The sequence below is a fragment of the Ruegeria sp. YTSC106 genome, assembly GCF_059609765.1.
Map to the genome: position 1 here is coordinate 42,814 of NZ_JBXWMI010000008.1, position 25,362 is coordinate 68,175.

General features: G+C 58.3%; 30 protein-coding genes and 1 other RNA gene. 18 read left to right on the plus strand and 13 right to left on the minus strand.

Translation table 11 applies throughout. The features are described 5' to 3' along the window. Positions 1 to 6 precede the first annotated feature (6 nt). Positions 7 to 921, minus strand: a complete 915-nt coding sequence (locus tag AC2FEB_RS12555; protein WP_496675746.1) for a 5-bromo-4-chloroindolyl phosphate hydrolysis family protein — start codon at positions 919 to 921, stop codon at positions 7 to 9. Between the two features lie 175 nt (positions 922 to 1,096). Then, positions 1,097 to 1,975 (minus strand): pseudouridine synthase, encoded by an 879-nt coding sequence (locus AC2FEB_RS12560; protein WP_496675748.1) that lies wholly within the window; start codon positions 1,973 to 1,975, stop codon positions 1,097 to 1,099. Here AC2FEB_RS12560 and AC2FEB_RS12565 point away from each other — a divergent pair. Continuing rightward, entirely contained in the window at positions 1,974 to 2,438 is a 465-nt protein-coding gene (locus AC2FEB_RS12565; protein ID WP_496675751.1) for a nucleoside deaminase, read from the plus strand. The genes AC2FEB_RS12560 and AC2FEB_RS12565 overlap by 2 nt on opposite strands. 8 nt (positions 2,439 to 2,446) lie before the next feature. Here AC2FEB_RS12565 and AC2FEB_RS12570 read toward each other — a convergent pair whose 3' ends face one another. Beyond that, positions 2,447 to 3,139 (minus strand): metal-dependent hydrolase, encoded by a 693-nt coding sequence (locus AC2FEB_RS12570; protein WP_496675754.1) that lies wholly within the window; start codon positions 3,137 to 3,139, stop codon positions 2,447 to 2,449. Between the two features lie 60 nt (positions 3,140 to 3,199). Here AC2FEB_RS12570 and AC2FEB_RS12575 point away from each other — a divergent pair, with 60 nt between their 5' ends. Beyond that, complete coding sequence (locus AC2FEB_RS12575; protein ID WP_117868234.1) at positions 3,200 to 3,871, plus strand: ceramidase domain-containing protein; 672 nt, start codon at positions 3,200 to 3,202, stop codon at positions 3,869 to 3,871. A 73-nt stretch (positions 3,872 to 3,944) separates the two neighbouring features. Here the strand turns inward: AC2FEB_RS12575 and AC2FEB_RS12580 are convergent, their stop codons facing one another. Both AC2FEB_RS12580 and AC2FEB_RS12585 read right to left on the minus strand, forming a co-directional pair. Continuing rightward, positions 3,945 to 4,508 carry a DUF4202 domain-containing protein gene (locus AC2FEB_RS12580; RefSeq protein ID WP_496675756.1) on the minus strand — a complete coding sequence of 188 codons (564 nt, stop codon included), beginning with the start codon at positions 4,506 to 4,508 and terminating at the stop codon, positions 3,945 to 3,947. 156 nt (positions 4,509 to 4,664) lie between these two features. After that, the gene (locus AC2FEB_RS12585; RefSeq protein ID WP_162896729.1) at positions 4,665 to 4,823 is read right to left on the minus strand and encodes a hypothetical protein; all 159 of its coding nucleotides are present in this window, start codon (positions 4,821 to 4,823) and stop codon (positions 4,665 to 4,667) included. A 227-nt stretch (positions 4,824 to 5,050) separates the two neighbouring features. On the opposite strand from AC2FEB_RS12585, the gene gatC reads away from it, so the two are divergent. The 5 genes from gatC to rnpB all read left to right on the plus strand — a co-directional run bounded on the left by gatC (position 5,051) and on the right by rnpB (position 8,754). Beyond that, the gene (gene gatC / locus AC2FEB_RS12590) at positions 5,051 to 5,338 is read left to right on the plus strand and encodes an Asp-tRNA(Asn)/Glu-tRNA(Gln) amidotransferase subunit GatC (protein WP_117868236.1); all 288 of its coding nucleotides are present in this window, start codon (positions 5,051 to 5,053) and stop codon (positions 5,336 to 5,338) included. A 3-nt stretch (positions 5,339 to 5,341) separates the two neighbouring features. Then, positions 5,342 to 6,829: an Asp-tRNA(Asn)/Glu-tRNA(Gln) amidotransferase subunit GatA gene (gene gatA, locus AC2FEB_RS12595; RefSeq protein ID WP_117868237.1), complete on the plus strand. Its 1,488-nt coding sequence runs from the start codon at positions 5,342 to 5,344 to the stop codon at positions 6,827 to 6,829. Positions 6,830 to 6,867: 38 nt separating this feature from the next. Next, positions 6,868 to 7,572 (plus strand): hypothetical protein, encoded by a 705-nt coding sequence (locus AC2FEB_RS12600; protein WP_496675759.1) that lies wholly within the window; start codon positions 6,868 to 6,870, stop codon positions 7,570 to 7,572. Continuing rightward, entirely contained in the window at positions 7,523 to 8,230 is a 708-nt protein-coding gene (locus AC2FEB_RS12605; RefSeq protein ID WP_496675762.1) for an N-acetylmuramoyl-L-alanine amidase, read from the plus strand. Before AC2FEB_RS12600 ends, AC2FEB_RS12605 begins: the two co-directional genes overlap by 50 nt. A gap of 124 nt (positions 8,231 to 8,354) precedes the next feature. Further along, positions 8,355 to 8,754, plus strand: an RNA gene (rnpB, locus tag AC2FEB_RS12610) — RNase P RNA component class A. 6 nt (positions 8,755 to 8,760) lie between these two features. Here rnpB and AC2FEB_RS12615 read toward each other — a convergent pair. From AC2FEB_RS12615 to AC2FEB_RS12625, 3 genes are all read right to left on the minus strand, one after another. Next, positions 8,761 to 9,093: a GYD domain-containing protein gene (locus AC2FEB_RS12615; RefSeq protein ID WP_299895019.1), complete on the minus strand. Its 333-nt coding sequence runs from the start codon at positions 9,091 to 9,093 to the stop codon at positions 8,761 to 8,763. Positions 9,094 to 9,162: 69 nt separating this feature from the next. Then, the gene (locus tag AC2FEB_RS12620; RefSeq protein ID WP_496675765.1) at positions 9,163 to 10,005 is read right to left on the minus strand and encodes a DUF2182 domain-containing protein; all 843 of its coding nucleotides are present in this window, start codon (positions 10,003 to 10,005) and stop codon (positions 9,163 to 9,165) included. A 13-nt stretch (positions 10,006 to 10,018) separates the two neighbouring features. Then, complete coding sequence (locus AC2FEB_RS12625; protein WP_496675767.1) at positions 10,019 to 10,654, minus strand: DUF1326 domain-containing protein; 636 nt, start codon at positions 10,652 to 10,654, stop codon at positions 10,019 to 10,021. 270 nt (positions 10,655 to 10,924) lie between these two features. Here AC2FEB_RS12625 and AC2FEB_RS12630 point away from each other — a divergent pair, with 270 nt between their 5' ends. The 3 genes from AC2FEB_RS12630 (at position 10,925) to AC2FEB_RS12640 (ending at position 12,640) form a co-directional block, all read left to right on the plus strand. Then, on the plus strand, positions 10,925 to 11,632 hold the full coding sequence (locus AC2FEB_RS12630; RefSeq protein ID WP_496675770.1) for a DUF533 domain-containing protein: 708 nt from the start codon (positions 10,925 to 10,927) through the stop codon (positions 11,630 to 11,632). A 127-nt stretch (positions 11,633 to 11,759) separates the two neighbouring features. Next, positions 11,760 to 11,927 carry a 50S ribosomal protein L33 gene (gene rpmG, locus AC2FEB_RS12635; RefSeq protein ID WP_037309480.1) on the plus strand — a complete coding sequence of 56 codons (168 nt, stop codon included), beginning with the start codon at positions 11,760 to 11,762 and terminating at the stop codon, positions 11,925 to 11,927. A 206-nt stretch (positions 11,928 to 12,133) separates the two neighbouring features. After that, positions 12,134 to 12,640 (plus strand): hypothetical protein, encoded by a 507-nt coding sequence (locus AC2FEB_RS12640; protein ID WP_162896730.1) that lies wholly within the window; start codon positions 12,134 to 12,136, stop codon positions 12,638 to 12,640. 136 nt (positions 12,641 to 12,776) lie between these two features. Here AC2FEB_RS12640 and AC2FEB_RS12645 read toward each other — a convergent pair whose 3' ends face one another. Continuing rightward, complete coding sequence (locus AC2FEB_RS12645) at positions 12,777 to 13,556, minus strand: Bax inhibitor-1/YccA family protein (RefSeq protein WP_117868245.1); 780 nt, start codon at positions 13,554 to 13,556, stop codon at positions 12,777 to 12,779. Positions 13,557 to 13,740: 184 nt separating this feature from the next. Continuing rightward, positions 13,741 to 13,950 (minus strand): DUF1127 domain-containing protein, encoded by a 210-nt coding sequence (locus AC2FEB_RS12650; RefSeq protein WP_117868246.1) that lies wholly within the window; start codon positions 13,948 to 13,950, stop codon positions 13,741 to 13,743. Between the two features lie 124 nt (positions 13,951 to 14,074). Between AC2FEB_RS12650 and AC2FEB_RS12655 the strand changes: the two genes are divergently transcribed. Then, complete coding sequence (locus AC2FEB_RS12655) at positions 14,075 to 14,956, plus strand: LysR family transcriptional regulator (protein ID WP_496675773.1); 882 nt, start codon at positions 14,075 to 14,077, stop codon at positions 14,954 to 14,956. Positions 14,957 to 14,962: 6 nt separating this feature from the next. On the opposite strand, the gene AC2FEB_RS12660 is transcribed toward AC2FEB_RS12655, so the two are convergent. Continuing rightward, positions 14,963 to 15,919: an NADPH:quinone oxidoreductase family protein gene (locus tag AC2FEB_RS12660; protein WP_496675776.1), complete on the minus strand. Its 957-nt coding sequence runs from the start codon at positions 15,917 to 15,919 to the stop codon at positions 14,963 to 14,965. 344 nt (positions 15,920 to 16,263) lie between these two features. Between AC2FEB_RS12660 and AC2FEB_RS12665 the strand changes: the two genes are divergently transcribed. The 3 genes from AC2FEB_RS12665 (at position 16,264) to AC2FEB_RS12675 (ending at position 18,916) form a co-directional block, all read left to right on the plus strand. Then, on the plus strand, positions 16,264 to 16,635 hold the full coding sequence (locus tag AC2FEB_RS12665; protein WP_170343628.1) for a helix-turn-helix domain-containing protein: 372 nt from the start codon (positions 16,264 to 16,266) through the stop codon (positions 16,633 to 16,635). Positions 16,636 to 16,675: 40 nt separating this feature from the next. Then, complete coding sequence (gene hisN / locus AC2FEB_RS12670) at positions 16,676 to 17,467, plus strand: histidinol-phosphatase (protein ID WP_496675778.1); 792 nt, start codon at positions 16,676 to 16,678, stop codon at positions 17,465 to 17,467. 114 nt (positions 17,468 to 17,581) lie between these two features. Continuing rightward, positions 17,582 to 18,916, plus strand: a complete 1,335-nt coding sequence (locus AC2FEB_RS12675) for an 8-oxoguanine deaminase (protein WP_496675781.1) — start codon at positions 17,582 to 17,584, stop codon at positions 18,914 to 18,916. Here the strand turns inward: AC2FEB_RS12675 and guaD are convergent. After that, complete coding sequence (gene guaD / locus AC2FEB_RS12680) at positions 18,913 to 20,199, minus strand: guanine deaminase (protein WP_496675784.1); 1,287 nt, start codon at positions 20,197 to 20,199, stop codon at positions 18,913 to 18,915. The two genes, AC2FEB_RS12675 and guaD, sit on opposite strands and share 4 nt — an antisense overlap. A 136-nt stretch (positions 20,200 to 20,335) precedes the next feature. On the opposite strand from guaD, the gene mgtE reads away from it, so the two are divergent. Further along, complete coding sequence (gene mgtE / locus AC2FEB_RS12685; RefSeq protein ID WP_117868252.1) at positions 20,336 to 21,730, plus strand: magnesium transporter; 1,395 nt, start codon at positions 20,336 to 20,338, stop codon at positions 21,728 to 21,730. Then, on the plus strand, positions 21,727 to 22,284 hold the full coding sequence (locus AC2FEB_RS12690) for a 5-formyltetrahydrofolate cyclo-ligase (protein WP_496675787.1): 558 nt from the start codon (positions 21,727 to 21,729) through the stop codon (positions 22,282 to 22,284). Before mgtE ends, AC2FEB_RS12690 begins: the two co-directional genes overlap by 4 nt. 3 nt (positions 22,285 to 22,287) lie before the next feature. Here the strand turns inward: AC2FEB_RS12690 and AC2FEB_RS12695 are convergent, their stop codons facing one another. After that, positions 22,288 to 22,515: a putative hemolysin gene (locus tag AC2FEB_RS12695; protein ID WP_496675790.1), complete on the minus strand. Its 228-nt coding sequence runs from the start codon at positions 22,513 to 22,515 to the stop codon at positions 22,288 to 22,290. Positions 22,516 to 22,648: 133 nt separating this feature from the next. Between AC2FEB_RS12695 and AC2FEB_RS12700 the strand changes: the two genes are divergently transcribed. Then, complete coding sequence (locus tag AC2FEB_RS12700) at positions 22,649 to 23,464, plus strand: TIGR00282 family metallophosphoesterase (protein ID WP_117872592.1); 816 nt, start codon at positions 22,649 to 22,651, stop codon at positions 23,462 to 23,464. Between the two features lie 87 nt (positions 23,465 to 23,551). Continuing rightward, positions 23,552 to 25,330: an SLC13 family permease gene (locus AC2FEB_RS12705; RefSeq protein ID WP_117868254.1), complete on the plus strand. Its 1,779-nt coding sequence runs from the start codon at positions 23,552 to 23,554 to the stop codon at positions 25,328 to 25,330. Positions 25,331 to 25,362: the final 32 nt, after the last annotated feature.

The following is a 25,362-nucleotide window of genomic DNA, read 5'->3' on the forward strand; positions in this document are numbered from 1 at the left end:
GGCCGGTCAGTCCAGCCGGACGCCTTCGCGCTGCAGTCTTTCACGCAACACGTCGATTTCGACCGTCAGATCACTGCGGTCATCCAATAACATTTTCCGCGTACGTGCGGAAAAATTCTGCTCCAGATCGTCCAGCAGGGCGGAATAGTCGGCAAGCGCCTGCGCATCGCGGGTGCGCGCGTAGACATCAGCAAACTTGACAGTCGCGTCACGCGCGCCCCGCAGATAGACGGTCAGGTATTTTCTGGCTCCGGCCAGATCGCGAGGATCTTCCTCGACCGTGCGGAACAGGTCACGTGCGGTGTCCTGAAACCGCTCCACACGGGCTTCGACGCGTCGGTCGCCCGCGCGTTTTATGGCATCCGTCATTTCCGACAACTGTTTCTCGGCATCATCGACCACGCGGGCCACACGGTCTTGCTGATAGGTGTCGACCCCTTCCATCCCTTTGTCCTTCATCGGATCAAGTCCAAATGAGACAGAGTGCAAAACGGTCGCCGCAACGCCAAACAGTACGGGGGCCAACAGGCTGACCTGCGCGGCTGCCTCAGCGTCCAGAAACTCGGATCTGTAAGACGCAAGGCCTGCGCCAAGGCCAGTGAGAACACTGGCAAAGATCTTGCGCGGAAAAGCGGGCCTTCGGGCGGTTTTGCGGGCGTTGTACGCGGCCTCGGCCCTCAGGCCTTCCCGCAGCAAGAATGCGGCCGCCGTCAGAAAACCAGCGGCGATCAACCCGATGGTCATGCCAATCGCGCCGTCGTTCAGGGACAGAAACACCAGAGGAATGGCGGGCAGAAACAAAATATTCGCACGCGCACCAGCGGGCTCGACCCGCGCGCCGTCAAACTGACCCCTTGGCAGCGGAGCGTTTTCCGTTTCATCGCCCTGTGGGCTGTATTTACCGCCAAACCGTTTTGCCATGGCTTACAGACCCCCGAGCAAGCCAGTGCAGACGCCGAACAACAGCACCAGCAGTACAGCGTAGGCCAGTTTTTGCACTCCGCTTCCGGACATCACACCCCCCAAATAGCAGCTTTCACTGAAAATTTAGGGGATACGCGGGCTTAGCGCTAGGGGGAAGGTTGCCGAACCCGCATCACTTGCGGGGATTCTTGCCGATTTGAGGTCGTTTTCTTTGTAGCCGTGACGGGCGTTTGGGCGCGTTGTCGGCTTTATCTTCGGAATCCAGACCCAGTTGATCGCGCATGACCTTGCGACGGACTTCTTCGACCTCACCCTGTTTCAGAGTCCCCAGCTGGAAGGGGCCGTAGGACACGCGCAACAGTCGGTTCACGGTTAAACCGATATCTTCCATCGCGCGGCGGATTTCGCGGTTCTTGCCTTCGCGCAAGCCGATCGTCAGCCAGGCATTTGCGCCCTGTTGGCGATCCAGCGACACGTTCATCGGCTGAAATCGCTCTCCTTCGATTACCAGACCCTTGCGCAACGGTTCGAAGTCTTCGTCCTTCGGGCGGCCGTTCACACGCACGCGGTACCTCCGCAACCAGCCGGTCGAGGGCAGTTCAAGCTTGCGCTTGATGCCGCCATCGTTGGTCAACAGCAGCAACCCTTCGGAATTCAGATCCAGCCGACCGACGCTCATCACCCGTGGCATGTCGTCGGGCAGCCTGTCGAATATTGTCTCTCGCCCTTTTTCGTCGCTTGTCGTTGTCACCAACCCGGCAGGCTTGTGATACAGCCACAGGCGCGATGGTTCCGGTTCCGAGACCGGTTTGCCGTCGACTACGATCTTGTCTTTCGCCGTCACGTTCAGGGCAGGGCTGTCAATGGTCTTGCCATTCACTGCCACGCGGCCTGCTTCGATCATGCGTTCCGCCTCGCGCCGCGACGCTACGCCAGCGCGGGCCAGGACTTTGGCGATCCGATCGCCGGGGGGTGGGGTCTTGTTCATGTCAGGGCCATACCGCATCCCGCGCGCTTGCGAAAGGCGGGTTTCTGATGCAGTCAGGGGCATGGTGTTCAAATCGCATATGGAACAGGCCCTGGCCGAGGCGCGCGCAGCGGCTGACCGCGGCGAGGTGCCCGTGGGGGCAGTTATCGTCGGTCCGGACGGAACCATTGTGGCGGCGGCTGGAAACCAAACGCGTGAGTTGAATGACCCCACGGCCCATGCTGAAATCGTGGCTTTGCGTGCAGCCTGTGCACAAGCGGGGTCTGAACGGCTGCCGGATCACGATCTTTATGTCACGCTGGAGCCTTGCGCGATGTGCGCAGCGGCCTTGGCGGCCGCGCGCATCCGGCGGATCTATTACGGCGCGGCAGACCCCAAGTCCGGGGGTGTGGCGCATGGTGCACGCGTATTTTCGCATGCACAGGCGCATCACGTGCCCGAGGTTTATGACGGGATTGCCTGCGAAGACGCCGCCGCACTTCTGAAAGACTTCTTTGCGTCGCGCCGGAAGGACGTGCCAAGCTGAAGTCGGGTCTAGAGTTTGATCGGCTGCATCACCTCAGGCTCGATCACATCGACCCCCGGCAATCCGTCGATCAACGCCTGTGCGGACTGTTCCAGGATGGGGAACGTTCTGTAGTGGCATGGGATGACCGTCTTGAAGTTGAAGTAGCGCTTGGCGGCATAGGCGGTGGCTTTCATGTCCATGGTAAAATGCCCGCCGGCCGAAAGGATGCCGATATCGGGCTTGTGGTAATCTCCCATCCAATCCATGTCGGCCATGATGTCGGTATCGCCCGAGACATAGAGCATTTGCCCCTCAGCCGCGATCATGAAGCCGACTTCACTGCCACCGGTGCGCAGACCGTCCGGTGTTGAAAAGGTCGAGCTGTGAGAAGCCGGAACCATTGTCACCTTGACGCCGTTCAGATCGACGGTGCCACCCTTGTTGAAACCGATGGTCTCAATGCCTTCCGTTTCGCTCCAGAATCCCATCAGATCATACTGGCCGACAACGGGGATTTTCAGGTGTTTGGCCAGCGGCAGAATATCAACCACGTGGTCGAAATGCGTGTGGGTCAGAAGGATATGAGTCGCACCATCCAGCGCTGCATCATGCTGATCTTCCGGCAAGACCGGGTTGCCGGTCAGCCACGGGTCGATCAACAGAACCTGCCCCTGAGTTTCAATGCGAAAACTGCCATGGCCCAGCCAGATAATGTTCATTCCGGTTTTCCTCCCATAAGGTCTCTTGGCAGCAGCCTAGCATCGGCTATGTAAAATTCCATGGACTGGATTCGAGAAATCGATGGCTATTGCGAACGCTTGTCGGCTGACTATTGGGCCGAGCCGATCAATGCGATCACAAACGCTGCTTTTCTGATTGCCGCATGGATCATGTGGCGGCGCGTACGCGATCAGGACATGCCACTGGCCAAGGGTCTGGTCGTGATTCTGGCCATGATTGGGATCGGCAGCTATCTGTTTCACACCCATGCCAGGGTGTGGGCGGCATTGGCGGATGTGGTGCCGATCCTGCTGTTCATATTGGTCTATATATATGCGGTGAACCGGGACATCTGTCGCATGTCGTCTGGATTGGCCTTCGTCGGTATGATTCTGTTTCTTCCCTATGCGGCGGCCGTTGCACCATTGTTCCAACGTGTGCCAGGGATTGGTGGGTCGGCGGCTTATGCGCCGGTCCCTTTGTTGATCCTGATCTACGCGTTCCTGCTGCGGGGCAATGACCCGAACTTGGCCAGAGCGATGACGCTCGGGGCCCTGATCCTGATTCTATCCATCACTTTCCGTGCGCTCGATTTGCAAATTTGCAAGCAATGGCCGATGGGGACGCATTTCATGTGGCATATCCTGAATGCCATCATGCTGGGTTGGATGATCGAGGTGTATCGCGCGGCCTTCATCAGGGGCCGTTTCGACGATGGCCTTGGGCCTTGAGTCGCGGAATGGTCCTTTCCGGCCATCCCACGTCTCATGGAAACGAGGTCGGCGAATCCGCATTGGTCCGTGTTCAGGTCTGAAAGGCCGCGGCCAGATGATCGGGCAGATCGAATTCGCGCAATACCCGTGCGCGGCCGTCGGGCGACATCTTACGGGCAGTCTTTTCGACGATGCTCTGGATTTTCTCGGCCGAGTGTTTCGCAGCAAAGGGCTGGAAATACCATTTCAGGAATACAAAGCAGATCACGTCTTCCAGCGCCTGCACCTCTGCGTCGCGCTTGAGGCCCTGTTTGCGCAACATGCGCCCTGCGGCCTCAACCTGTTCCGCGTCATAACCTTCACGGGACATCAAGCCCATGACCACTTCGGCATGGTGTTCGCCCTGCGCCTTGCGCCAGGCCAAATATCCCGCCCGGCCTTCGGGGTATTCACTGCGGGCAAGTTTCCAACGCTCAACATGCTGCCCGCGCGCGGCGATCTGAAGTGCGTCGGAAGCTTCCGGAAACAGGCGGTCCAGCTCGGCACTCATGCGTTCGCCATACAACAGCGCCGCGGGGCGGCCATCGTCTTGGTTGGGGTCATTTTCGTTGGCTGCGTCGATTGCGTCCAGAACCGCTTGTTTTTGCGTGCTCATTTTCTGCTCCACTGGCTTGCCTGAACTACGAAACCTCGGCGCAGTTCTGTTCGTCATTCGACGTCATGCTAACGGCTTGCCCTGGGATGTGCATCCTCGAAAATGAAAAACGGCCGGGTCAGAGAGGGGATATCTGACCCGGCCGGGACCTGCGCTTTAGCTGGCAGGTTTAACCTGATCCTGCGTGACCGGTTCCGCAATAGGGGACGGGAAGGTCAACGTGCGTGTCAGGTTGCTTGTGTCGATACCCAAGGCCATGGCCGGTGCGGCCAGAAACGTGGCGGACAAGACTGCGGCTGTTATCAGGGGTTTCATGTTTTTTCTCCGGTTTGCGTTATGTCGCACAAATAAAATGAACAGTACAGTTTAGTTTTCAAGGTCCGCAATGAACTATTCAGTTTACTTTTTCGCATACCACTCATTCAGTTTTGAATGGCAAGAGAAGACGAGGAATCCGAAACTCGGACCTGCCAGCGGCGCGGCGGTCTTGCGACTGTCGCAACAGACGGGTAAACGCCCCTTAACGTAGATGAGGGAAGCCGATGTCGATTGACCAAAGCACCGCCGCCAAAGTGGCCAAGCTGGCCCGGATCAAGGTCGAGGATGACGCGCTGCCGGCGCTGGCATCCGAGTTCAACACCATCCTAGGGTTCATCGAACAGCTGAACGAAGTGGATGTGGAAGGTGTCGAGCCGATGGTCTCGGTCACACCCATGCGCCTCAAGCGTCGTCAGGACGAAGTCACTGATGGCAATCAGCAGGACAAGATTCTGGCCAACGCCCCCGACGCCCGTGAAGGGTTCTTCGCAGTCCCCAAAGTGGTGGAGTAAGACATGAGCGAACTGAACAAACTGGGCCTGGCCGAGGCCCGCGACGCATTGCGAGCCGGCGACGTCACTTCTGTCGAGCTGACAGACGCCTGCCTGAAAGCCATTGATGAAGCAGATGCGCTGAACGCATTCGTCCACAAGACGCCTGAGATCGCGATGGAACGCGCCAAGGCTGCGGATGAACGGATCAAGGGTGGCGACGCTCCGTCTATGTGTGGCCTGCCGATCGGCATCAAGGACCTATTCTGCACCAAGGGCGTGCCGTCGCAGGCCGCGTCGGGCATTCTTGAAGGTTTCAAGCCGGAATACGAATCCACTGTTTCGCAGCAACTGGCCGACGCAGGCGCAGTGATGCTGGGCAAGCTGAACATGGACGAATTCGCCATGGGGTCGTCCAACGAAACATCGGTCTATGGCAATGCCGTCAGCCCATGGCGTCGTGGCAACGATGATGCGCAGCTGACGCCGGGCGGCTCGTCCGGCGGATCTGCGTCTGCTGTGGCCGCTGACCTGTGCCTTGCGGCAACGGGCACCGATACCGGCGGTTCCATCCGCCAGCCCGCGGCTTTTGTCGGCATCACCGGCATCAAGCCGACCTATGGTCGCTGCTCCCGTTGGGGCATTGTCGCCTTCGCATCCTCGCTGGATCAGGCCGGCCCGATGACCAAGAACGTCCGCGACGCCGCGATCATGCTGGAAACCATGTGCGGTCATGACGCCAAGGATTCGACCAGTACGGACCTGGCCGTCCCGAATTTCGAAGCGATGCTGACCGGAGACATCAAGGGCAAGAAGATCGGTATCCCCAAGGAATACCGCATGGACGGCATGCCCGCAGAGATCGAAAAGCTCTGGGCCGACGGTGCCGCGATGCTGAAGGATGCGGGTGCCGAGATCGTCGATATCTCACTGCCGCACACCAAGTATGCGCTGCCAGCCTACTATGTGATCGCCCCGGCCGAGGCGTCTTCGAACCTCGCCCGTTATGACGGTGTCCGTTATGGGCATCGTGCGCAGTTGGCGCAGGGGGATGGCATCACCGAGATGTACGAAAAAACCCGCGCCGAGGGCTTTGGTCACGAAGTGCAACGCCGGGTCATGGTCGGTACATACGTGTTGTCGGCGGGCTTCTACGACGCCTACTACAACCGTGCCCGCAAGGTGCGCACGCTGATCAAGAAAGACTTCGAAGACGTGTTCGCGGACGGAGTCGACGCCATCCTGACCCCGGCGACCCCATCGGCAGCCTTCGGTCTGGGCGAAATGACCGAGGCAGATCCAGTTCAAATGTATTTGAACGACGTCTTTACAGTGACTGTGAACCTGGCCGGATTGCCCGGAATATCGGTCCCCGCCGGGTTGGATACACAAGGCCTTCCACTGGGTTTGCAACTGATCGGGCGTCCATGGGAAGAAGGCGATCTGCTCAACACCGCCTATGCGCTGGAAAACGCAGCCGGTTTTGTGGCCAAACCCGGGAAATGGTGGTAAGCCTAAGGCAACAGAATATCTAGACACGGAGCCAAACAATGCGCGTTTTGCTTTTGGTGCCCGCTCTGACACTGGCAGCTGCATGCACAGACGTCGCACCGCTGACCAGCACAGGTTTCAACACGCCTGAATATCAGGCGCAGCGAGAAGCTCAATTGGCAGGTCAAGGTGCGGTCGGCAACCCTCTGCTGGCTCCGGTCGATGTGTCACAACAACCGCTGGGCGCTCCCGGTGCGGCGACTGTTGCCACGGGTGAAAACGCGGATATCGCCAACCAGGCCGCGGCGGCATTGGCCATCACATCTGGCCAAAACCCAGCCGCGGCTACGGCGGTTCCCGTGGCGAACACTGGCGCGATTTCGGATGAACAGGATTTTGCCGCCGTGTCCGAACGCCGCAGCATCGAAACGGACGCCGTCCGAATCGAGCAGAACCGCCAGACGTATGAGCTCGTGACCCCGACGGCAGTGCCCGAGCGTACGGCGAGCGGCCAGACAAACATTGTGCAATACGCGCTGAGCACGTCCAATCCCGTTGGCACCCAACTCTACAGCCGCTCGGGCTTCAACCTTCAGGCCAAAGCTCAGAGGAACTGCGCGCAATTCCCATCCCCGGATCAGGCTCAGATCGAGTTTCTGTCCAATGGCGGCCCACAGCGCGACCGCAAAGGTCTGGACCCGGATGGGGACGGCTATGCGTGTGGCTGGGACCCAAGCCCGTTCCGCAGTGCCGTCAGAAACTGAAACCTCGCCCATTTGGCATCCGTCGCCCAATTTTGGTGAACGCCGGGATGGGCTGACGCCATCTTTAATCGTGATTCATTACACCGCGATGGACAACGCGCAGGCGGCTCTGGATCGTCTGTGCGACCCGGAGGCCGAGGTCTCGGTCCATTACCTGATCGGCAATGATGGCACGCTTTGGCAAATGGTGCGCGAAGAAGACCGGGCCTGGCACGCGGGTGCCGGAGAATGGCACGGTCAGACCGACATCAACTCCCGTTCCATTGGCATCGAGTTGGACAACACCGGCAAGCATCCGTTCTCGGAACCCCAATTGCATAGGCTCGAACAGTTGTTGCATCAGATAATGCACCGTTGGGCCATTTTACCAAATGGCGTTATCGGCCATTCGGACATGGCGCCCGGGCGCAAATTTGACCCCGGTCCGCGATTTGACTGGTTGCGGCTGGAGCGCAACTTGCTGGCTACGCCACGCGGATATGCCCTTGGCCCGCAAGCTGCATCAGAGGACCAGTTCCGAAACCTGGCTCAAGCCGCCGGTTTCAGCGCTGATGTAGACGATGAAACGCTGTTACGTGCCGTCCGCCTTCGATACCGCCCATGGGGCAGGGGGCCATTGCAGCAAGCCGATCTCGCCCCCTTGATCCGGCACTCCTGATCCGCACTTCATCTGGCCGAAAATATCCCGGGGTTGAATTGGCCGCAGGCCAAGAAGGGGCTGGCCCCTTCTTTGAACCATCATCCCTTGACGCCGCTGGGCGCAAAGCCTAACCAGCCCAAGCGCGGAGGGCCGGATGGCCGCTGGGGTCGCAAGGCCCGAGAGGAAAGTCCGGACTCCACAAGACATCGGTGCCGGGTAACGCCCGGGCGGGGTAACCCGACGGAAAGCGCCACAGAAATCAGACCGCCTGCGATTTCGGTCAAAGGTAAGGGTGAAACGGTGGGGTAAGAGCCCACCGCGCCTCTGGCAACAGCGGCGGCACGGCAAGCCCCACCGGGAGCAATGCCAAATAGGGTCCCCGCGCGGGCCGGTCGGCGCAAGCCGATACCGCCGCTAAGCGCGTCTTGGCCGAGAGGGACCGGGTTGGCAGCTTGAGCCGTGCAGCAATGCACGGCCTAGAGGAATGGTCATCGAAGGGGGAAACCCTGGAACAAGATCCGGCTTACAGGCCCTCCGCGCGTACCCTCCTATCCTCCGGGCGGCGTGTAGGAACCGGTCAGCGCTGCTGCCTTTTCGGTTATCGACGTGAACTCGTCCGCGGTCCAGGCACGAACGGTTTCTATGTTCGTCACTGCACCCGATGCGGCGACAGCCATGCCAACGGCCACAGCGTCTGTTCCATCGGGGGCTTCGCTGATCACGACCACGTCGTTGCTGCCGGTTGTCATGTAAAAGGACAGCAGCCTGCCACCTACTTTTTCCAGCAAGGCTTTCACCGGCCCGGTGCGGTTTTCAGGTTTTTGCAGCATCCCTTGGACGCCAGCCTGCGAGTAAGATGCATAAGTAATGAAAATAGGCATTGGTTTCTCCGTTTATTTGTTGAAACAGTGCAGGGGTTTATCGTCTACCGACCCCTTGGCGGACGGGCGTCAGATGCCAGAAAACAACGGTGCAGTGATGAACCAGAGGCCAGCAATGATCAGCGCCAAGCCAGTCCCGGGAACAAGCCACCGGGCCCTGGGCAGGAGCTTTTCCAGCGCGACGTAGGCGGCAATTCCGACAATCCAGTAGAGATTCATAATCCCTCCTACGAACAGCAGCAACATCAGTGCCCAGCAGCACCCCAGACAATATGTGCCGTGTTCCGCACCGGTTCGGAACGCCCCGAATGGTCCAGGTCGGTTGTGATCGGCCAGGAAACGTGCAGGGCTTTGGCAGTGGCGCAGGCATGCGTTCTTCAAACCTGAAAACTGATAGGCACCGGCAGCCAGCAGAATACTTCCTGCGAAGACACCGGAACTGATCGTCATCATTGGACCGTCGAACAGACCGACATGCTCCAGCCCCCATTGCAACGCAGTTGCGGTCAGACTGAATGCACCCCAGGCAACAAGATAACCTGACAGGAAACAGAATCCGAACGTTGCCGTTCGATGCTTTTCAGGCCCTATCCGCTTGATCGCGATGAACAGAAGAACGGCAGGTGCAGCGCTCGGGGCCATCATGGCGATCATCATGACCCACCACATCAGAAAGATCAGCAAGGCATAGCTTGCGCTCCAGGCGGACTTAGAGCCCATTTGCATGGGATCTCCGATCGGGCCGGCCATTCGGGTCATCTCGACCGCAGACATGGTCATTCCGATACCGGTTATCGTGTACCAGGCTGCTGCGAGAATAATCAGAAGAACACTTCCCAAAACAATCGCTTTGTCCTGTCTCAACAACCGTTCAACCGCCCCAAACCGGGACGATATGTTTTGTCTGGTCATGGGAGGTCTCCGCCTAAGCGCCTAGAACGCCGTGGCCCGAGATGTTCAGATGCGCCAAATGAGCGTGCGTTGCGTCAAAGGTCAGGTTGATCTGACCGCCTGTTGTCGTCGCACTGCCCGATGCCGCCTCGGCATGGCGGTATTCAAAGCCATTCGGCAATTGTATCGACGCGCGGTGAGGTGCGCCCGATACGATATGTGGGATCGGGTTGACCTCAACATCGAAAACCCCGGCAACCTTGGCGTATCCGCTACGTTCTTCGCGGTTCCAATCCAGCTCGATTGGAACGAAAAGTGTTTCGTGTTTCGTTGGTGCCATGGCGCTGAAGACATACCAGAACGTGGCCATTTCATCGGTATCCTGACCGGTCATGATCGCTTGCAACGCGGCCCGCTGTTCAGCCGTTGCGCTTTCATCAATGATCAGCTGCATCTGACCATTCCCTTCATGAATTGGTCCCGGCCAATAATAAACCCCTGCCGCCCGAAGCCCGCCCAGATCAGTGTCACCGTAGTGACCGCTTTGAATGTCGAAAACGACAACCGCCTCGCAATTTCCGTGAGACGGAAGTACGCTGAACTGACACGGGCAACCGAAATTGCAATTGCAATTGGCCAGTTCTTCGGCCTGAATAGCCCATTCTGTCATGATAGCCCCCAAGAAAAGTCACGCAAAACACCCCTGCTCGATGCGGATCAATCCCACTTGGCACTGCCTCGGCCTTCGAGCCTGAATTCGGCTTCTTGGATACGCAAACCTATCACGAAAGCGTGATATGTACAAACATCATGGCAAATAACCCGCCTTCTCTAGACGTTATAGTGCGCGTCAGTCGCGCTGGGGTTGAGTGCGGTATTCGTGCTTCCATTCTGCTGTTAGGCTTGCGGCACCAATTTTTTTTGAAACGGGAGGTTGATTATGAGCTTTATGAAAACGCTGGCGTCCGTGGCCATTGGGTTTGCTGCTGCCAAGGGCATGGACAAATATCAGAAGATGGGCGGCATGGCTGGCCTGCAGGACATGATGCAGGGCGCCGGCGGCGGTTTTGGCGTGGATCAGCTGGGCAAAATGGCAGAGCAGTTTGGTCTGCCCGGTGGCGCGTCAGGCTTGCAGGACATGATGAGCAAGATGGGTATCGGCGGCAGCGCAACCGGTGCGGCCGGATTGGGTGGGTTGTTGAATGCCATGCAGGGGGCCGCCAAGACGGCCAACCAACAAACAGGTGACATGATGGAAACCGTGTTCGGCGGCACGCCCGCGGGTGCGGCGATGGAAGAGCAGGCGAAGCTGATGCTTCGGGCGATGATTCAGGCAGCCAAGGCGGATGGCGAACTGGACGAACAGGAAAAGGAAATCATTCTGGGTGAATTGGGCGATGACATCAGCGATGAGGAACGCGCCTTCGTGCAAGATCAGCTGAGCGCACCGATTGATGTAATGGGATTGGCGGCTGATTCTGGTGCGCCGTTCAAAACGCAGATCTATGCAGCATCTCTGGCCGCGATCCGTCTGGATAACACGCGCGAGGCATCATACCTGCGGCAACTGTCCACCGCGTTGGGCCTTTCGGACGCTGAAAGAGACCAAATTCACACCTATATGGGCGCTCCAACCCTGCCTGGTTGAACCTGCACCCGATTCCTGAGCCGGTATCATCGGATTGGCCTTGACATGGGCGGTGCAGCGCGTAAAAGCGCACGCTCATAGGAATTCAACCGAAAGGCCCCTGCCTTTTCGGACGCAGGAGATAACCATGGCGAAGCCGACGACAATCAAGATCCGTCTGAACTCGACCGCGGGCACGGGCCACTTCTACGTGACCAAAAAGAATGCGCGCACCATGACTGAGAAAATGACCATTCGTAAATACGATCCGGTCGTTCGCAAGCATGTCGAGTACAAGGAAGGCAAGATCAAGTAATCTGCCGTTCCAAATGGAAATTCCGAAAAGGGCTCTGGTTCACAGAGCCCTTTTTCAGTTCTGATTTCCTGTTTTTGACAGGTGGCAATCCAAGCAGTCCGTTGCAGTGGCGCATCAGCGTTTGGTGCAATCGCATAACCTGCGGCTTGCTTTTTGTGGGGACCTGCAAGTACGTTTCAGCAAACCGCCACAAAATGTTGACCGCCATGAAAAAAATCTTGTTATCCACAATCGCCGTTCTAACCCTAACGGCCTGTGAAGACCCGTTTAACCGCGAAGGTGTCGGGTTTACTGGAATCGATGGCGAACCACGCACGATTTCGGACGTACCCGGAGCCGTAGCCTTTCTGCCGGATGCGACCAACGTTCCTGCGGAACTGGCGGAACTGCGGACAGTCACGCTTTTGAGTGATGAGGTGGAATCTTCCAAGGTAGCATCGGTTGCAATCGATAACGGCGGCCAGACGCCAGACAACGCGGTGCAATTGCAAGGTAGCGACACGAACCTGTTCCTGAGCACTGTCAGCGTGAACGGCACTTTGTTTGGTGTGCTGCGCACGCCCTCCAACAGTGTGAAAGTCGACAATTCGATCGGTGTGAGCTTTGCGGAAGAAACAGAGCGTTTTACCGGCTGTCTGCCGGCTGGCAATGTCTTCCGCAAAGGTACATCCGAGAAGAGCTCGGGCTTTGCCATACCGCTAAACTGCAGTTGAACACATAAACGCTTCGGAAACAGAAAGCCCCGCCTGGTCAGGCGGGGCTTTTCATTTCCGGGCAAAAGAAGTCCGGCGCGCAAAGAAAAGGGCCGGTCAATGACCGGCCCCAAACCAATTCAGGTGTCAACAAGGGCTATTCTTGCTGGCCCATGAACATCAGCAGGAACTGGAACATGTTCAGGAACGAGATGTACAGGCTCAGCGCGCCGTCAAAGGCCGCTTTGTCCAGCCATTCCTGGTCGCCATGCGCAGCATGGGCGACGTACGTGTTCTTGATGTCCTGTGTGTAGAACGCGGTCAGACCGGCAAAGATCAGGATGCCGATGGCCGAAATGGCCAGCATCATCACACCGGATTGCAGGAACAGGTTGATGATCATCGCAACCAGCAGACCGATCACACCCATCATCAGGAAGGTGCCCATTCCGCTGAGGTTCCGCTTTGTGGTGTAGCCATAAAGGCTGAGGCCAGCAAAGGCGATCGACGTCACCAGGAAGGTCTGGGTAATCGAGTAGGGTGTGAAGACCAGAAAGATCGAACTCATCGAGATGCCCATCACGGCGGCAAAGACGAAGAAGCCAAGCTGAACTGTCGCCGCCGAGCCGCGGCGCATCAGGGCACCCCAGCCAAAGAGGATAAAGGCCAGCGGCGCGAACATGACCACCCATTTCAGCGGCGACAGGAACAGCGTGCCGCCCAGGCTGGTCAGATAGCGATCTGCGCCGATCTGTGCGACCGCGTTGCTTGGATCGCTGGTGACAGCCAGACCCGCAATAGCCCATGCCGCCAGTGCAGTGATCAGCATGCCGACGGACATCGTGCCGTAGACTTTGTTCATGTGGGCGCGCAGGCCCTGATCAATCTCGGCGGCGCGCGCGCCGGATGCCGTCCGGATCGTATCGAATTGTGCCATCAAAGGGTCTCCCTAGTCGTCAAGTTACATCGCCCCGGTTGTACGGGGCGGTTTTCCATCTAAATATCGGCAACAAGGGGCTGTGTTTCAAGAGATTCCGGGCGAAAACCGACCAAAACACGCAACAAAAATGGCGACAGGCGACTCAAGGCCTCCTATCGCCATAAAAATATGAGTTTCACGGTTACCTTTTCCAGAATTGGGGAGCATCCCAGAAAAAGCGATTTGCTTCTGCAGATGCTTCTTCCCGGGTCACGCCGATATCTTCCAGCACGGCGTCGTCCAGCAGTGCCAGCTTCCGCCGCTGTCTGGTCAGCTCGAAGGCTTGAGAGATCAGGGTCACAAAAGAACGTTTGGCTGGTTTGCAAGGATGATGGATCGCGAGTTGGGTCATAACTTGTCCTTTCTGCATTCTCGATGGTTTCGCCGGTTGTCATCAATTTCCTTGATTGATATGGGTGAGTATGACATATTTTTAAAACGAATATTTTTGATAGAACACATAAGGAATCGTGAAGATGCGAAACTTGGACATTACCACCCTGCGCTCCTTTGTGGCGGTTTCGGATCAAGGCGGCGTTACCCGCGCTGCCGGATTTCTGCACCTGACGCAATCTGCGGTTTCCATGCAGCTGAAACGGCTGGAGGAGCTGTTGGGCCTGGAGTTGCTGGACCGAAGCGGCAGAACAATTGCCCTGACCGCATCCGGTGAGCAGCTGTTGGCTTACGCGCGCCGTATGATCGCCTTGAATGACGAAGTTATCTCGAAACTCACCGACCAGGCTTTTGAGGGTGAGGTGGTTCTGGGCGTTCCCCATGACATCGTCTACCCCGCGATCCCTCGGGTCCTACAGCGGTTCAACGCCGATTTTCCCCGTGTCAGGGTGCAGTTGGTGTCGTCCTATTCACTGCAATTGAAAGACATGTACAAGCGGGGCGAATGTGATGTGATCCTGACGACCGAACCGTCTTCGGCCGATGGCGCGGAGACCATAGCAGAGTTGCCGTTGCGCTGGATTGGTGCGCCGGGCGGATCTGCATGGCGCAAACGTCCGTTGCCTCTGGCACTTGGACGGCGCTGTCTGTTCAGACCGCAGGTCATTTCAGCACTGGATGCCGCCGGAATATCGTGGGAACTGTCGGTAGAAACCGAAAACGACCGTACAATAGAAGCCACGGTCAGTGCCGATCTTGCCGTACACGCAATGCTGGACGGGACCGAGGCCGCACATCTTGAACAGATCGACTCGGGCGGTGCTCTGCCGGATTTGCCAGCGCATATGATCAATCTATACGGTGGGGAGCCGGGCCGGGATGCGGTTGTCGAGGCTCTGGCCCAGTTGGTACGTCAGAACTTCAGACTGCTGGGCGGTACCCAATTGCGGGCAGTGGTTGGGTGATCGCGATCAGGGCGTGATCACGATCTTGCCTGTCGATTTGCGCTCTTTCAACAGCTGCATTCCGTGTGCGACGTCTTCAAGTGGCAGGACATGACTGATGTGCGGTTTTATCCGGCCCTCTGAATGCCATGTGAACAGGGTTTCAAAGCTGTTGCGCACAGCTTCGGGGCGGAACTTCAGATATCCGCCGATATAAACCCCGATCACACTCAGGTTTTTGACCAGCAGATGATTGGCGGGGATCTGCGGAACGTCACCCCCGGCAAATCCGATGGGCAGCAAGCGTCCCTCGGGGTTGGTGGCGCGGAAAGCGGCCTTGAACACATCTCCGCCGATGACGTCATAGACGACATCCGCGCCGCCCAGAGACTTGACCCGTTCCCGCAAGTCTTCGGAAGCATCGATCAGATGATCGGCACCGGCAGCTCGGGCAACGGCTAGCTTGTTCTCGCCTCGTGCCTGGGCGATAACTGTGGCGCCCATGAGTTTACCGATTTCGACGGCGGTCAGGCCAACGCCACCTGCAGCACCCGTGACCAGAAGGGTTTCGTCGGGTTGCAGACGCGCCCTGTGTTCAAGGGCCATGTGACTTGTCGCATATGCGATCTGGATGGCGGCGGCATCTTCGAAACTGGTGCTGTCCGGCAGCAGGATCGCGCGGTCCGCGTCGAAAACGCCGTATTCCGCCAACCCGCCCTGACCTGAATAGACCGCGATCCGGTCGCCCGGCCTCAGCGTTGAAACTCCGGGTCCGACTGTATCCACGACGCCGGCGACCTCCATTCCCAGAGTGAACGGGGCAGGTGGAGTGTCCTGATACGAGCCCTTCTGCATCAGCAGGTCAGCGAAGTTCAGGCCACAAGCTTTTATCGCGACTCGCACCTGGCCTTTTCCCGGCTCAGGTTTATTCACGTCACAAAGCTGGGCAGACGCCCCGTCGGATGGAATGCAATAGGCCCGCATACGGTTCCTCAACAGTTTGCGACATAGGCGCGTGCGCCGTCAGAAAAGTCAATCCGTTTGCTTCGACGAGGGAAAGGACCGAAGTTTCCGGGGGGGGCGAAATCAAGTGGCCGAAAAAGAGATGCGCAAAGGCCCAAGGTAATACAACCACAAATCCCTGTAAGGTGTGCTGGACTCAACCAGCTTGAAAAAAATCTCAAAACCGGCATTATATACAGTCAGTGCTGCAAACGGGGGGGCGGTACAGTCCGTATTAGGGAGCGGTTAAGGGGAGCTCTCTAGAATTGCGATATCGGACGTCGCAAAATCCCGTGCAGATGTTTGTGTAGTATAGGAGAATACCAATGACTCATCACGTCGATGTCCATGTGGGCAAGCGCGTTCGGCATCGCCGCTGGCTGATTGGGATGACCCAGCAGCAGTTGGCACAGCAAGTTGGTATCAAGTTTCAGCAAATCCAGAAATATGAGACCGGTGCCAACCGAATCAGCGCATCCCGCCTGTGGGACATCGCCGAGGCGTTGGATGTTCCGGTCAGCTTTTTCTTCGAAGGTCTGGAAGAAGCCCAGAAAAGCGACGCGGACAAGAAATCTGTCCCTGCTGACCTGATGGGTGACAAAGAAGCTTTGGATCTGGTGCGCTCTTACTATGCGATTCCGGAAAACCAGCGTCGCCGCCTTTTCGAGCTGGCGCGGGTTCTCAGCGACGTTGCCTGACTGACTTGACTTTGTCGCGGATTGCCCGCACCTCAAGGGCATGCAACCGACGACACCGAGCGATATCGAAATTGCCGAAGAAATGGCCGAAGCAGCGCGAGCGGCCATACTCCCTTTTTTTCGTCAAACAAACCTAGAAACTGCCAACAAACTGGCCGACGGGTTTGACCCTGTCACCGTGGCTGATCGGGCCGCTGAACAAGCGATGCGGGAAGTTCTGGCGCGGCAACGCCCGGATGACGGTATTCTGGGCGAAGAGTTCGGCGAGCATAAGGGCACCAGTGGCCGCACTTGGGTATTGGATCCCATCGATGGGACTCGCGGGTTTATCAGTGGCACGCCAACCTGGGGCGTTCTGATAGCGCTGAGCGATCACGATGGGCCGTTCATGGGGGTGATCGACCAGCCTTATATCGGAGAGCGTTTTGTTGGATCGTCTTCCGGTGCTCACCTGACCGGTCCGCAGGGCACCAGCAGAATGCAAACGCGCAAGATCAGAACGCTGGATCAGGCAACTCTGTTTACCACCTTCCCCGAGGTTGGAACCCCGAAGGACCGCGCAGGGTTTCAGGCCGTGTCCGAGCGGGTGCAACTGACGCGCTATGGAATGGATTGCTACGCCTATGCGCTTCTGGCTGCCGGGCAGGCGGATTTGGTGATCGAGGCGGGTTTGAACTCTTATGATATTCAGGCGCCGATTGCCGTTATTCAGGCGGCCGGCGGTATTGTAACCGATTGGCAGGGTGGCCCTGCTCATGAAGGTGGCCGGGCCTTGGCTGCGGCAAACGCTGACCTTCATGCCGCAGCGCTTGAGATACTCCGCCAGTTCTGAATTCTGTTGCCCAGTGCGCCAAAGGCAACTAAACCTGTGATGGCCGGTTCTTGAGCCCGTTTTCCACCGGTCGACGCACTTCTTGCATGAGACGGGCAGATGCAGGAGCGCGAAATGACGGAAATCCTACTCAAGAATGCTGATCTGGTCCTGACGATGGACGAGTCCCGGCAAGAGTTGTCCCGGGCTGATGTTCTGGTCCGCGACGGGCAGATTTCCCGGATCGGGCGGGGGCTGGAAACACAGGGTGAGGTGCACGATGCCTCGGGCTGTGTGGTGACACCCGGCCTGGTAAATACCCACCACCATCTCTATCAAACTCTGACACGGGCGGTGCCGGGCGGACAGGATGCGTTGCTGTTTGGGTGGCTGCAAACGCTCTATCCGATCTGGTCGCGTTTTGGGCCGGAAGAAATGTTCACCTCGGCCCAGATCGGTTTGGCAGAACTGGCGCTGTCGGGGTGCACGCTCAGTTCCGATCACCTTTACCTCTACCCCAATGGCGCGCGGCTTGGGGATACGATCGCTGCCGCGTCCGAGTTGGGAATGCGGTTCCATCCGACGCGTGGCGCGATGAGCATTGGTGAAAGCGACGGCGGCCTGCCACCGGACAGTCTGGTGGAAAAGGAAGCCGCCATTCTGGACGACATGATCCGGGTTGTTGATACGTTTCATGTTTCATCCGAGGGTTCAATGTGCCGCGTTGGCCTTGCTCCGTGTTCACCGTTTTCCGTCAGCCGGGACCTGATGCGGGATGCAGCGTTGCTGGCGCGGGACAAGGGCGTGATGCTGCATACCCATCTGGCCGAGAATGATGAGGATATCGCCTATTCGCAGGCGCAATTCGGCTGCCGCCCGGGGCAATATGCCGAGGAATTGGGTTGGACCGGCCCGGATGTCTGGCACGCCCATTGCGTCAAGCTGGACGGGGCCGAGATCGATCTGTTTTCACGCACCAAAACAGGTGTGGCCCATTGCCCCTGTTCAAATTGTCGTCTCGGATCAGGTATAGCTCCGGTACGGGCAATGCGGGATGCCGGTATCAAGGTTGGCCTCGGCGCGGATGGATCGGCCAGCAATGACAACGGCAACCTCATGCTTGAGGCGCGCCAGGCCATGTTGCTGCAACGGGTTGCCAATGGTGCAGATGCCATGTCGGCCCGCGAAGCGCTTGAGATTGCGACGCGCGGCGGGGCGGATGTGTTGGGACGTCCCGATTGCGGACGGCTGATGCCCGGAAAACGTGCCGATATTGCGGTGTGGGATACCCGCGGCATCGAAAGCGCGGGCAGTTGGGATCCGGCGGCCCTGCTTCTGGCGGGGCCGATGTCTGTGAAACACTTGTTCGTCGAAGGCCGCCAGATCGTACGTGATGGGTACATAACAACCATTGATCTGCCCCGCGTGATCGAACGCCAAAACATGCTTGCCCGGGCGTTGCAGGCTTAAGCCGCCTGCCGCCCGCCGATCCAGACCTCTGCCACGGCCCGATCATCGCCCATCATGATCGTCGGGAAGATCGCTTCCCAAACATCTTCCGCGTGGGCCTCGCGCTGGGCGATGGCGGGGGTCGAGGCGAGGTCGATCACGACCAAATCCGCCTCCATCCCCGGGGCGATGTTTCCGATGCAGTCGTCCATACGCAGGCTCCGGGCCGATCCGACCGTGCCCAACCACAGCAATTGAGCCGGGTGCAGAGGGCGGCCGCGCAATTGGCCAATCTCATAGGCGGCGGCCATGGTGCGCAGCATCGAAAAGCTGGACCCGCCGCCGGTATCCGTGGCCAGACCGATCCGGTGGCCATCATGGATCAGCCCGTTCATGTCAAACAATCCCGATCCGATGAACGTGTTCGACGTGGGGCAATGAATCAAAGAGGCATCGACCTCGCGCAGCCGATCCCGTTCCCGGTCTTCCAGATGGATGACATGGCCATACAGGCCGTTCTGGCCCAACAGGCCAAATTTCTCGTAGGTGTCCAGATAATCCCTTGCATCAGGGAACAGGGACCGGACCCATTCGATTTCATCCGTTTGCTCGCTCAGATGAGTTTGCATGAGACAATGCGGATGCTCGGCCCAAAGCGCGCCCATGGCCTCGAGCTGTTCCGGGGTCGAGGTCGGTGAAAAGCGCGGCGTGATCGCATAGAACAAGCGATCGACGCGATGCCATTTTTCCAGCAGGGCGGCGGATTGGTCATAAGCCGTCTGCGCGGTGTCGCGCAATCCTTCGGGCGCGTTCCGGTCCATGCAGGTCTTGCCGGCGACGACACGCTGCCCACGCTGTTGCGCCGCGGTGAAAAAGGCATCCACGCTTTCAGGGTGGATCGTGCAAAAACTGCACATGGTCGTGGTGCCGTGGGCGGTCGTCAGGTCCAGATACCGGTTGGCTATCTCGGTCGCATAGTCGAAATCGCCGAACTTCATCTCTTCCGGGAAGGTGTAGGTGTTCAGCCACTCGATCAGCCGTTTGCCCCAGCTGGCGATCATCGCCGTCTGTGGATAATGCACATGCGGGTCGACGAACCCAGCCATGATCAAGCGCGTTCCGTGATCCTTCGTGACTGCGTCAGGGTGGGCTTTTTTCAGTGTATCGACGGTGCCGACCTCTGCAATTCGCCCGTGTTCGACCACGACTGCTTCGTCCAGCCGGGTCGCCTCGGTCGGCTCTCCGTCAAAGGGTGAGCCTGTGAAACTCAGAACACGCCCTTTCAAAAGCGTCTTTTGCGCCATTTTCCCTGTTCTCCACCTGTTTGGAACCGCGCACCAGCATAGGCGGACGAAAGAAGTGGGTAAATCGGCGCATTGTCATTGTTTTCTGGTAGCTGCTTCTTCTATTTAAGGGCAAATCGAAAAAAAGGGGCAGAGCATGACGACAGGCAGTGACGAAGCCGGACACGATCAGCCCCGGGATGAGGACGTCTATGCGCTCGATCCCAAGGCTGTGGCCGCGATCCTTTATGCAGTGGATATTGACGACCGCGACAAGCTGATCGAGTTGATGGAGCCGCTGCATTCGGCCGATATTGCTGACCTTCTTGAGCAGATCAACCCGTTTGACCGTTCCCGCCTGATCCGCCTGTACGACAAGGAATTTGACGGCGATATCCTGTCTGAACTGGATGAATCGGTTCGTGAAGAGGTAATCTCGGTTCTGAAGCCGGACGTTCTGGCAGAAGCCGTGCGCGAGATGGAAAGCGACGATGTCGTTGACCTGCTGGAAGACCTTGAAGAGCCGCAGCAGGAAACCATTCTGGACGCGTTGGAGGATTCCGAGAGGATCGCCGCCGAACAGGCGCTGTCCTACCCCGAGAATTCTGCCGGTCGTCTCATGCAGCGCGAAGTCGTCATGGCGCCTGAGCATTGGACCGTTGGACAAGCCATTGATTTCATGCGCGCCAATGACGATCTGCCGGAACAGTTCTATCACATTGTTTTGGTCGATCCGCGCCTGAAGCCGGTGGCGCAGGTGACGTTGGGCAAGCTGATGGCGACACGGCGTGAGGTGCCGCTGCTTGATCTGGCAGAAGAGGAATTCCACAGTATCCCCGTCGATCAGGACGAGGAAGACGTGGCTTATGCCTTTAACCAGTATCACCTGATCTCGGCCCCGGTGGTGGATGCCGATGGGCGTCTGGTCGGTGTCATTACAATCGACGATGCGATGGTGGTTCTGGACGAAGAGCACGAAGAAGACATCCTGCGCCTTGCCGGTGTGAGCGACGAAAGCTCACTGTCCGACAGCGTGGCGGCGACCAGCCGGCGGCGGTTGCCGTGGCTGGCGGTGAACCTGTGCACGTCTATTTGTGCCTCGTTGGTGATTTCGCAATTCGAAGCGGCGATTGATCAACTGGTCGCGCTGGCCATCCTGATGCCGATTGTCGCGTCGATGGGCGGCAATGCGGGAACACAATCCCTCACCGTTGCGGTGCGCGCGTTGGCGACGCGCGACCTGACCAATGCAAACGTGATGCGCGTTATTCGCCGGGAACTGCTGGTGGGCATGCTGAACGGGCTCTGCTTTGCCATCGTGCTGGGGACCGTGGGGATGCTGTGGTTCGATTCTCCTTGGCTGGGTGTCGTGATCGGGTCGGCCTTGGTCGTGAACATGATCATCGCAGGGTTTGCAGGTACGGTAGTACCGGTCGTGCTTGACCGCTTGGGCATCGACCCGGCGCTTGCATCGGGGACCTTTGTGACAACCACGACGGACGTCATGGGGTTCTTCATCTTTCTTGGGCTTGCCAGCGTGGTGCTACTGTGACCGATCTGACCGAAATCAAAGCCGCAGCGCGCAAAGCGGCCTTTGCCCGCCGCAAGGCCGCGTTTGATGCCCGCTTGCCGGGTGCAGCCGGGCGCTTGTCCGAGGTTCTGGCAGGCCATCGCGGTGTGCCCCTGTCAGGTTATATGCCGATCCGGACCGAGATCGACCCGGTCCCCACCATGGCCGAGGCGTCGGCCTATGGCCCGGTGGGTGTGCCTGTCATTCAGGCAGCCGGTCTGCCGCTGAAATTCTCTCGCTGGACACCAGAAGGCGCGCTCAGGGATGGTCCCTTTGGTGCAAAAGTGCCCCAGGTGGATGACTATTTCGGCCCCGAAATTCTGATCGTGCCGCTGGTCGCCTTCGATGCAAATGGTGGTCGCCTGGGTTATGGCGGCGGGTTTTACGACCGGACACTGGAAGGTCTGCGCGCCAAACGCCCGACGCTTGCCATCGGCTTTGCTTTTGATGCGCAAGAGGCAGCGGACCTACCGCTCGAGCTGACCGACCAACCGCTGGATATGGTTGTCACGGAAAGCCGCGTGCTGACCTTCTAGCTGCTACTTCTCGAAATGGCTGCGCAAGTAGTCCCAGGCCTCCACCTCGGTGCCGTCCTTCAGGATGCAGATGCCATAGACGCTGCCGTCTTCGTTTTTTCGAAGTTGGTAGGTCCCGTCGTTTTCAATGCAAAAGGTCGCAGCGGGGTTGGGCATGGATGTCTTGGTGCCTTCGGCCGCGGCAGCAGTTGCCGCCAGAAAGCAGCCTGTCAGAACAAATGAAGACTTCACGAAGAATTCCTTCCGTATTCAAGAGATGTCTCGGAACATTGCCGCGGCAGAATTTGATTTCAACCCCGAAGCCTGCCGGAAATTTCATGCTTCCGCCTTGTTATTGCCCTGCGCAGCCCCTACGACCCGGATCATGAGGATTTTGTTTCTTGGTGATGTCATGGGGCGCGCGGGGCGCGCTGCCGTTCAGCAGCACTTGCCGCGTCTGCGCGACGAATGGCGGCTGGATTTTGTTGTGGTCAACGGTGAAAACGCGTCCAACGGCATGGGGCTGAGCGGGGATCACGCCAGGCTGTTGCTTGATGCCGGGGCAGATTGCCTGACGCTGGGCGATCATGCCTTCGATCAGAAAGACATGCTGCAATTTATCGAGAAAGAACAGCGAATCGTACGGCCCGTGAACTTTGCCAAAGGCGCGCCGGGACGGGGTCATCGGCTGTTCACGGCGCCGGGTGGACGCAAGGTTCTGGTGGTGCAGGTGCTGGGTCAGGTCTTTATGAAACGGCCGTTTGACGACCCGTTCTCAGCCATTGAGCCGATTCTGAAGTCTCACCCGAGAGGCGGGCAGGCGCAGGCCATTATCGTGGATATGCATTGCGAGGCCACGTCCGAAAAGATGGCGATGGGCCATTATTGTGACAAGCGCGCAAGCCTTGTGGTGGGGACGCACACCCATGTGCCAACGGCGGATTCCCAGATTTTGCCGGGTGGCACCGGGTATCTGACGGATGCGGGCATGTGCGGAGACTACGACTCGGTCATCGGCATGGACAAGCAGGAGCCTATGCGCCGGTTCATCACCGGTATGCCCAAGGCACGCTTTACCCCCGCAACCGGTGAAGCCACTCTGAGCGGCGTGTTCGTGGAAACCGACGACCGTGACGGACAGGCCAAATCCGTGCGTATGGTGCGGGTCGGAGGGCGTCTGGAACAAGCCGGGCCCGAATAGTCATCGTTAGGCTTGCTCTGTCGGGCGCAATGCGTGAAACTGCATGTCATCAGGCGCTTGGGCCGGGGTTCGGACAGAATACCACGAATGAATTTCCTTTCACTGACAGACACAGGAAGCGCAGTTCTGGCGCTGCTCATCGTTGCGGGCATGTTCATCATGTTCCTGCGCGAGGTTTATCCGACCGAAGTCGTAGCCCTTGGCGGTGTCTCTCTGATGCTTGTAACTGGCATCCTGCCCTATCAAAGCGCGCTTGCGGTTCTGTCCAACCCGGCACCCTGGACGATTGCCGCGATGTTCATCATCATGGGGGCCTTGGTGCGGACCGGAGCCTTGGACTCATTCACTTCGACCGCACAGAAGCAGGCTCAGGTAAACCCGCGTATTGCCATCGCTTTGCTTATGGGGTTTGTCGTGCTGGCCTCGGCGGTGGTGTCGAATACGCCAGTGGTTGTGGTCATGATTCCGGTCTTTGTGCAAATTGCCCGCACGCTGAATGTTCCCGCATCCAAATTGCTGATTCCGTTGAGTTACGCAGCCATTTTGGGCGGCACGCTGACGTTGATCGGCACGTCCACGAACCTGCTGGTGGATGGCGTGGCTCGCGCGCAGGGGATGAAAGCCTTTACGATTTTCGAAATCACGCCTCTGGGGATCGCGCTGGTGATCTACGGCATGATTTATTTGCGCTTCATCGCGCCCAAACTGTTGCCCGAGCGGGACAGCATGGCGTCGCTGCTCAGTGACCGGTCCAAGATGAAGTTCTTTACCGAGGCCGTCATTCCGCCGGATAGCAACCTGATCGGGCGCGAAGTGACCGGTGTGCAGTTGTTCAAACGCCCCGGCGTGCGCCTGATAGATGTCATCCGGGGGGATGAGTCGTTGCGGCGTAATCTGAAAGGCGTCGAGCTGAAAGTAGGCGATCGGGTGGTTTTACGCACCGAGATGACCGAACTTCTGAGCCTTCAGAGCAACAGGGAACTCAAACGTGTGGATCAGGTATCTGCCGTTGAAACCAAGACGGTTGAGGTGTTGATCACACCCGGGTGCCGTTTGGTGGGTCGGACCCTTGGAATGATGCGGCTTCGGCGTCGCTATGGCGTTTACGTGCTGGCGGTGCACCGCCGTAACCAGAACATTGGTCGCCAGTTGGATGATTTGGTGGTCAGGGTTGGGGATACGTTGCTTTTGGAAGGTGCCCCGGCGGATATCCAGCGGCTTGCGGCTGATATGGACATGGTGGACGTCACACAACCATCGGCTCGAGCATTCCGTCGAAGCCATGCACCCATTGCGATTGGTGCTCTTGTAGGGATTGTCGTCCTCGCCGCGCTGGGCATTGCGCCCATCCTGTTGTTGTCGATTGTGGCCTGCGCCGTGGTTCTACTGACCCGCTGTATCGACGCGGATGAGGCGTTTTCCTTTGTTGAAGGCCGCCTGTTGGCGTTGATCTTCGCGATGCTGGGCATAGGGGCTGCGCTGGACAGCTCTGGCGCGGTTTCTCTGATCGTCGAAGCTGTTGCGCCGGGGCTCAGTGCCTTGCCGCCATTCCTGATTATCTGGGCGATTTATCTGCTGACCTCGGTGCTGACCGAACTGGTCTCCAACAACGCCGTTGCGGTTGTCGTCACTCCGATCGCCATCGGTCTGGCGCAGGCTGTCGGGATAGATCCGCGTCCGCTGGTCGTTGCGGTTATGGTGGCGGCCTCGGCATCGTTTGCAACACCGATCGGATACCAGACAAACATGATGGTCTATGGTCCCGGAGGCTACAGGTTCACCGATTTCATGAAGGTAGGCGTGCCGCTGAACCTGACGGTCGGATTGTTGGCGTCCCTGCTGATCCCATTGATCTGGCCGTTATGACATCGGCACAGATTTGCCGCTTTGCTCGCGGC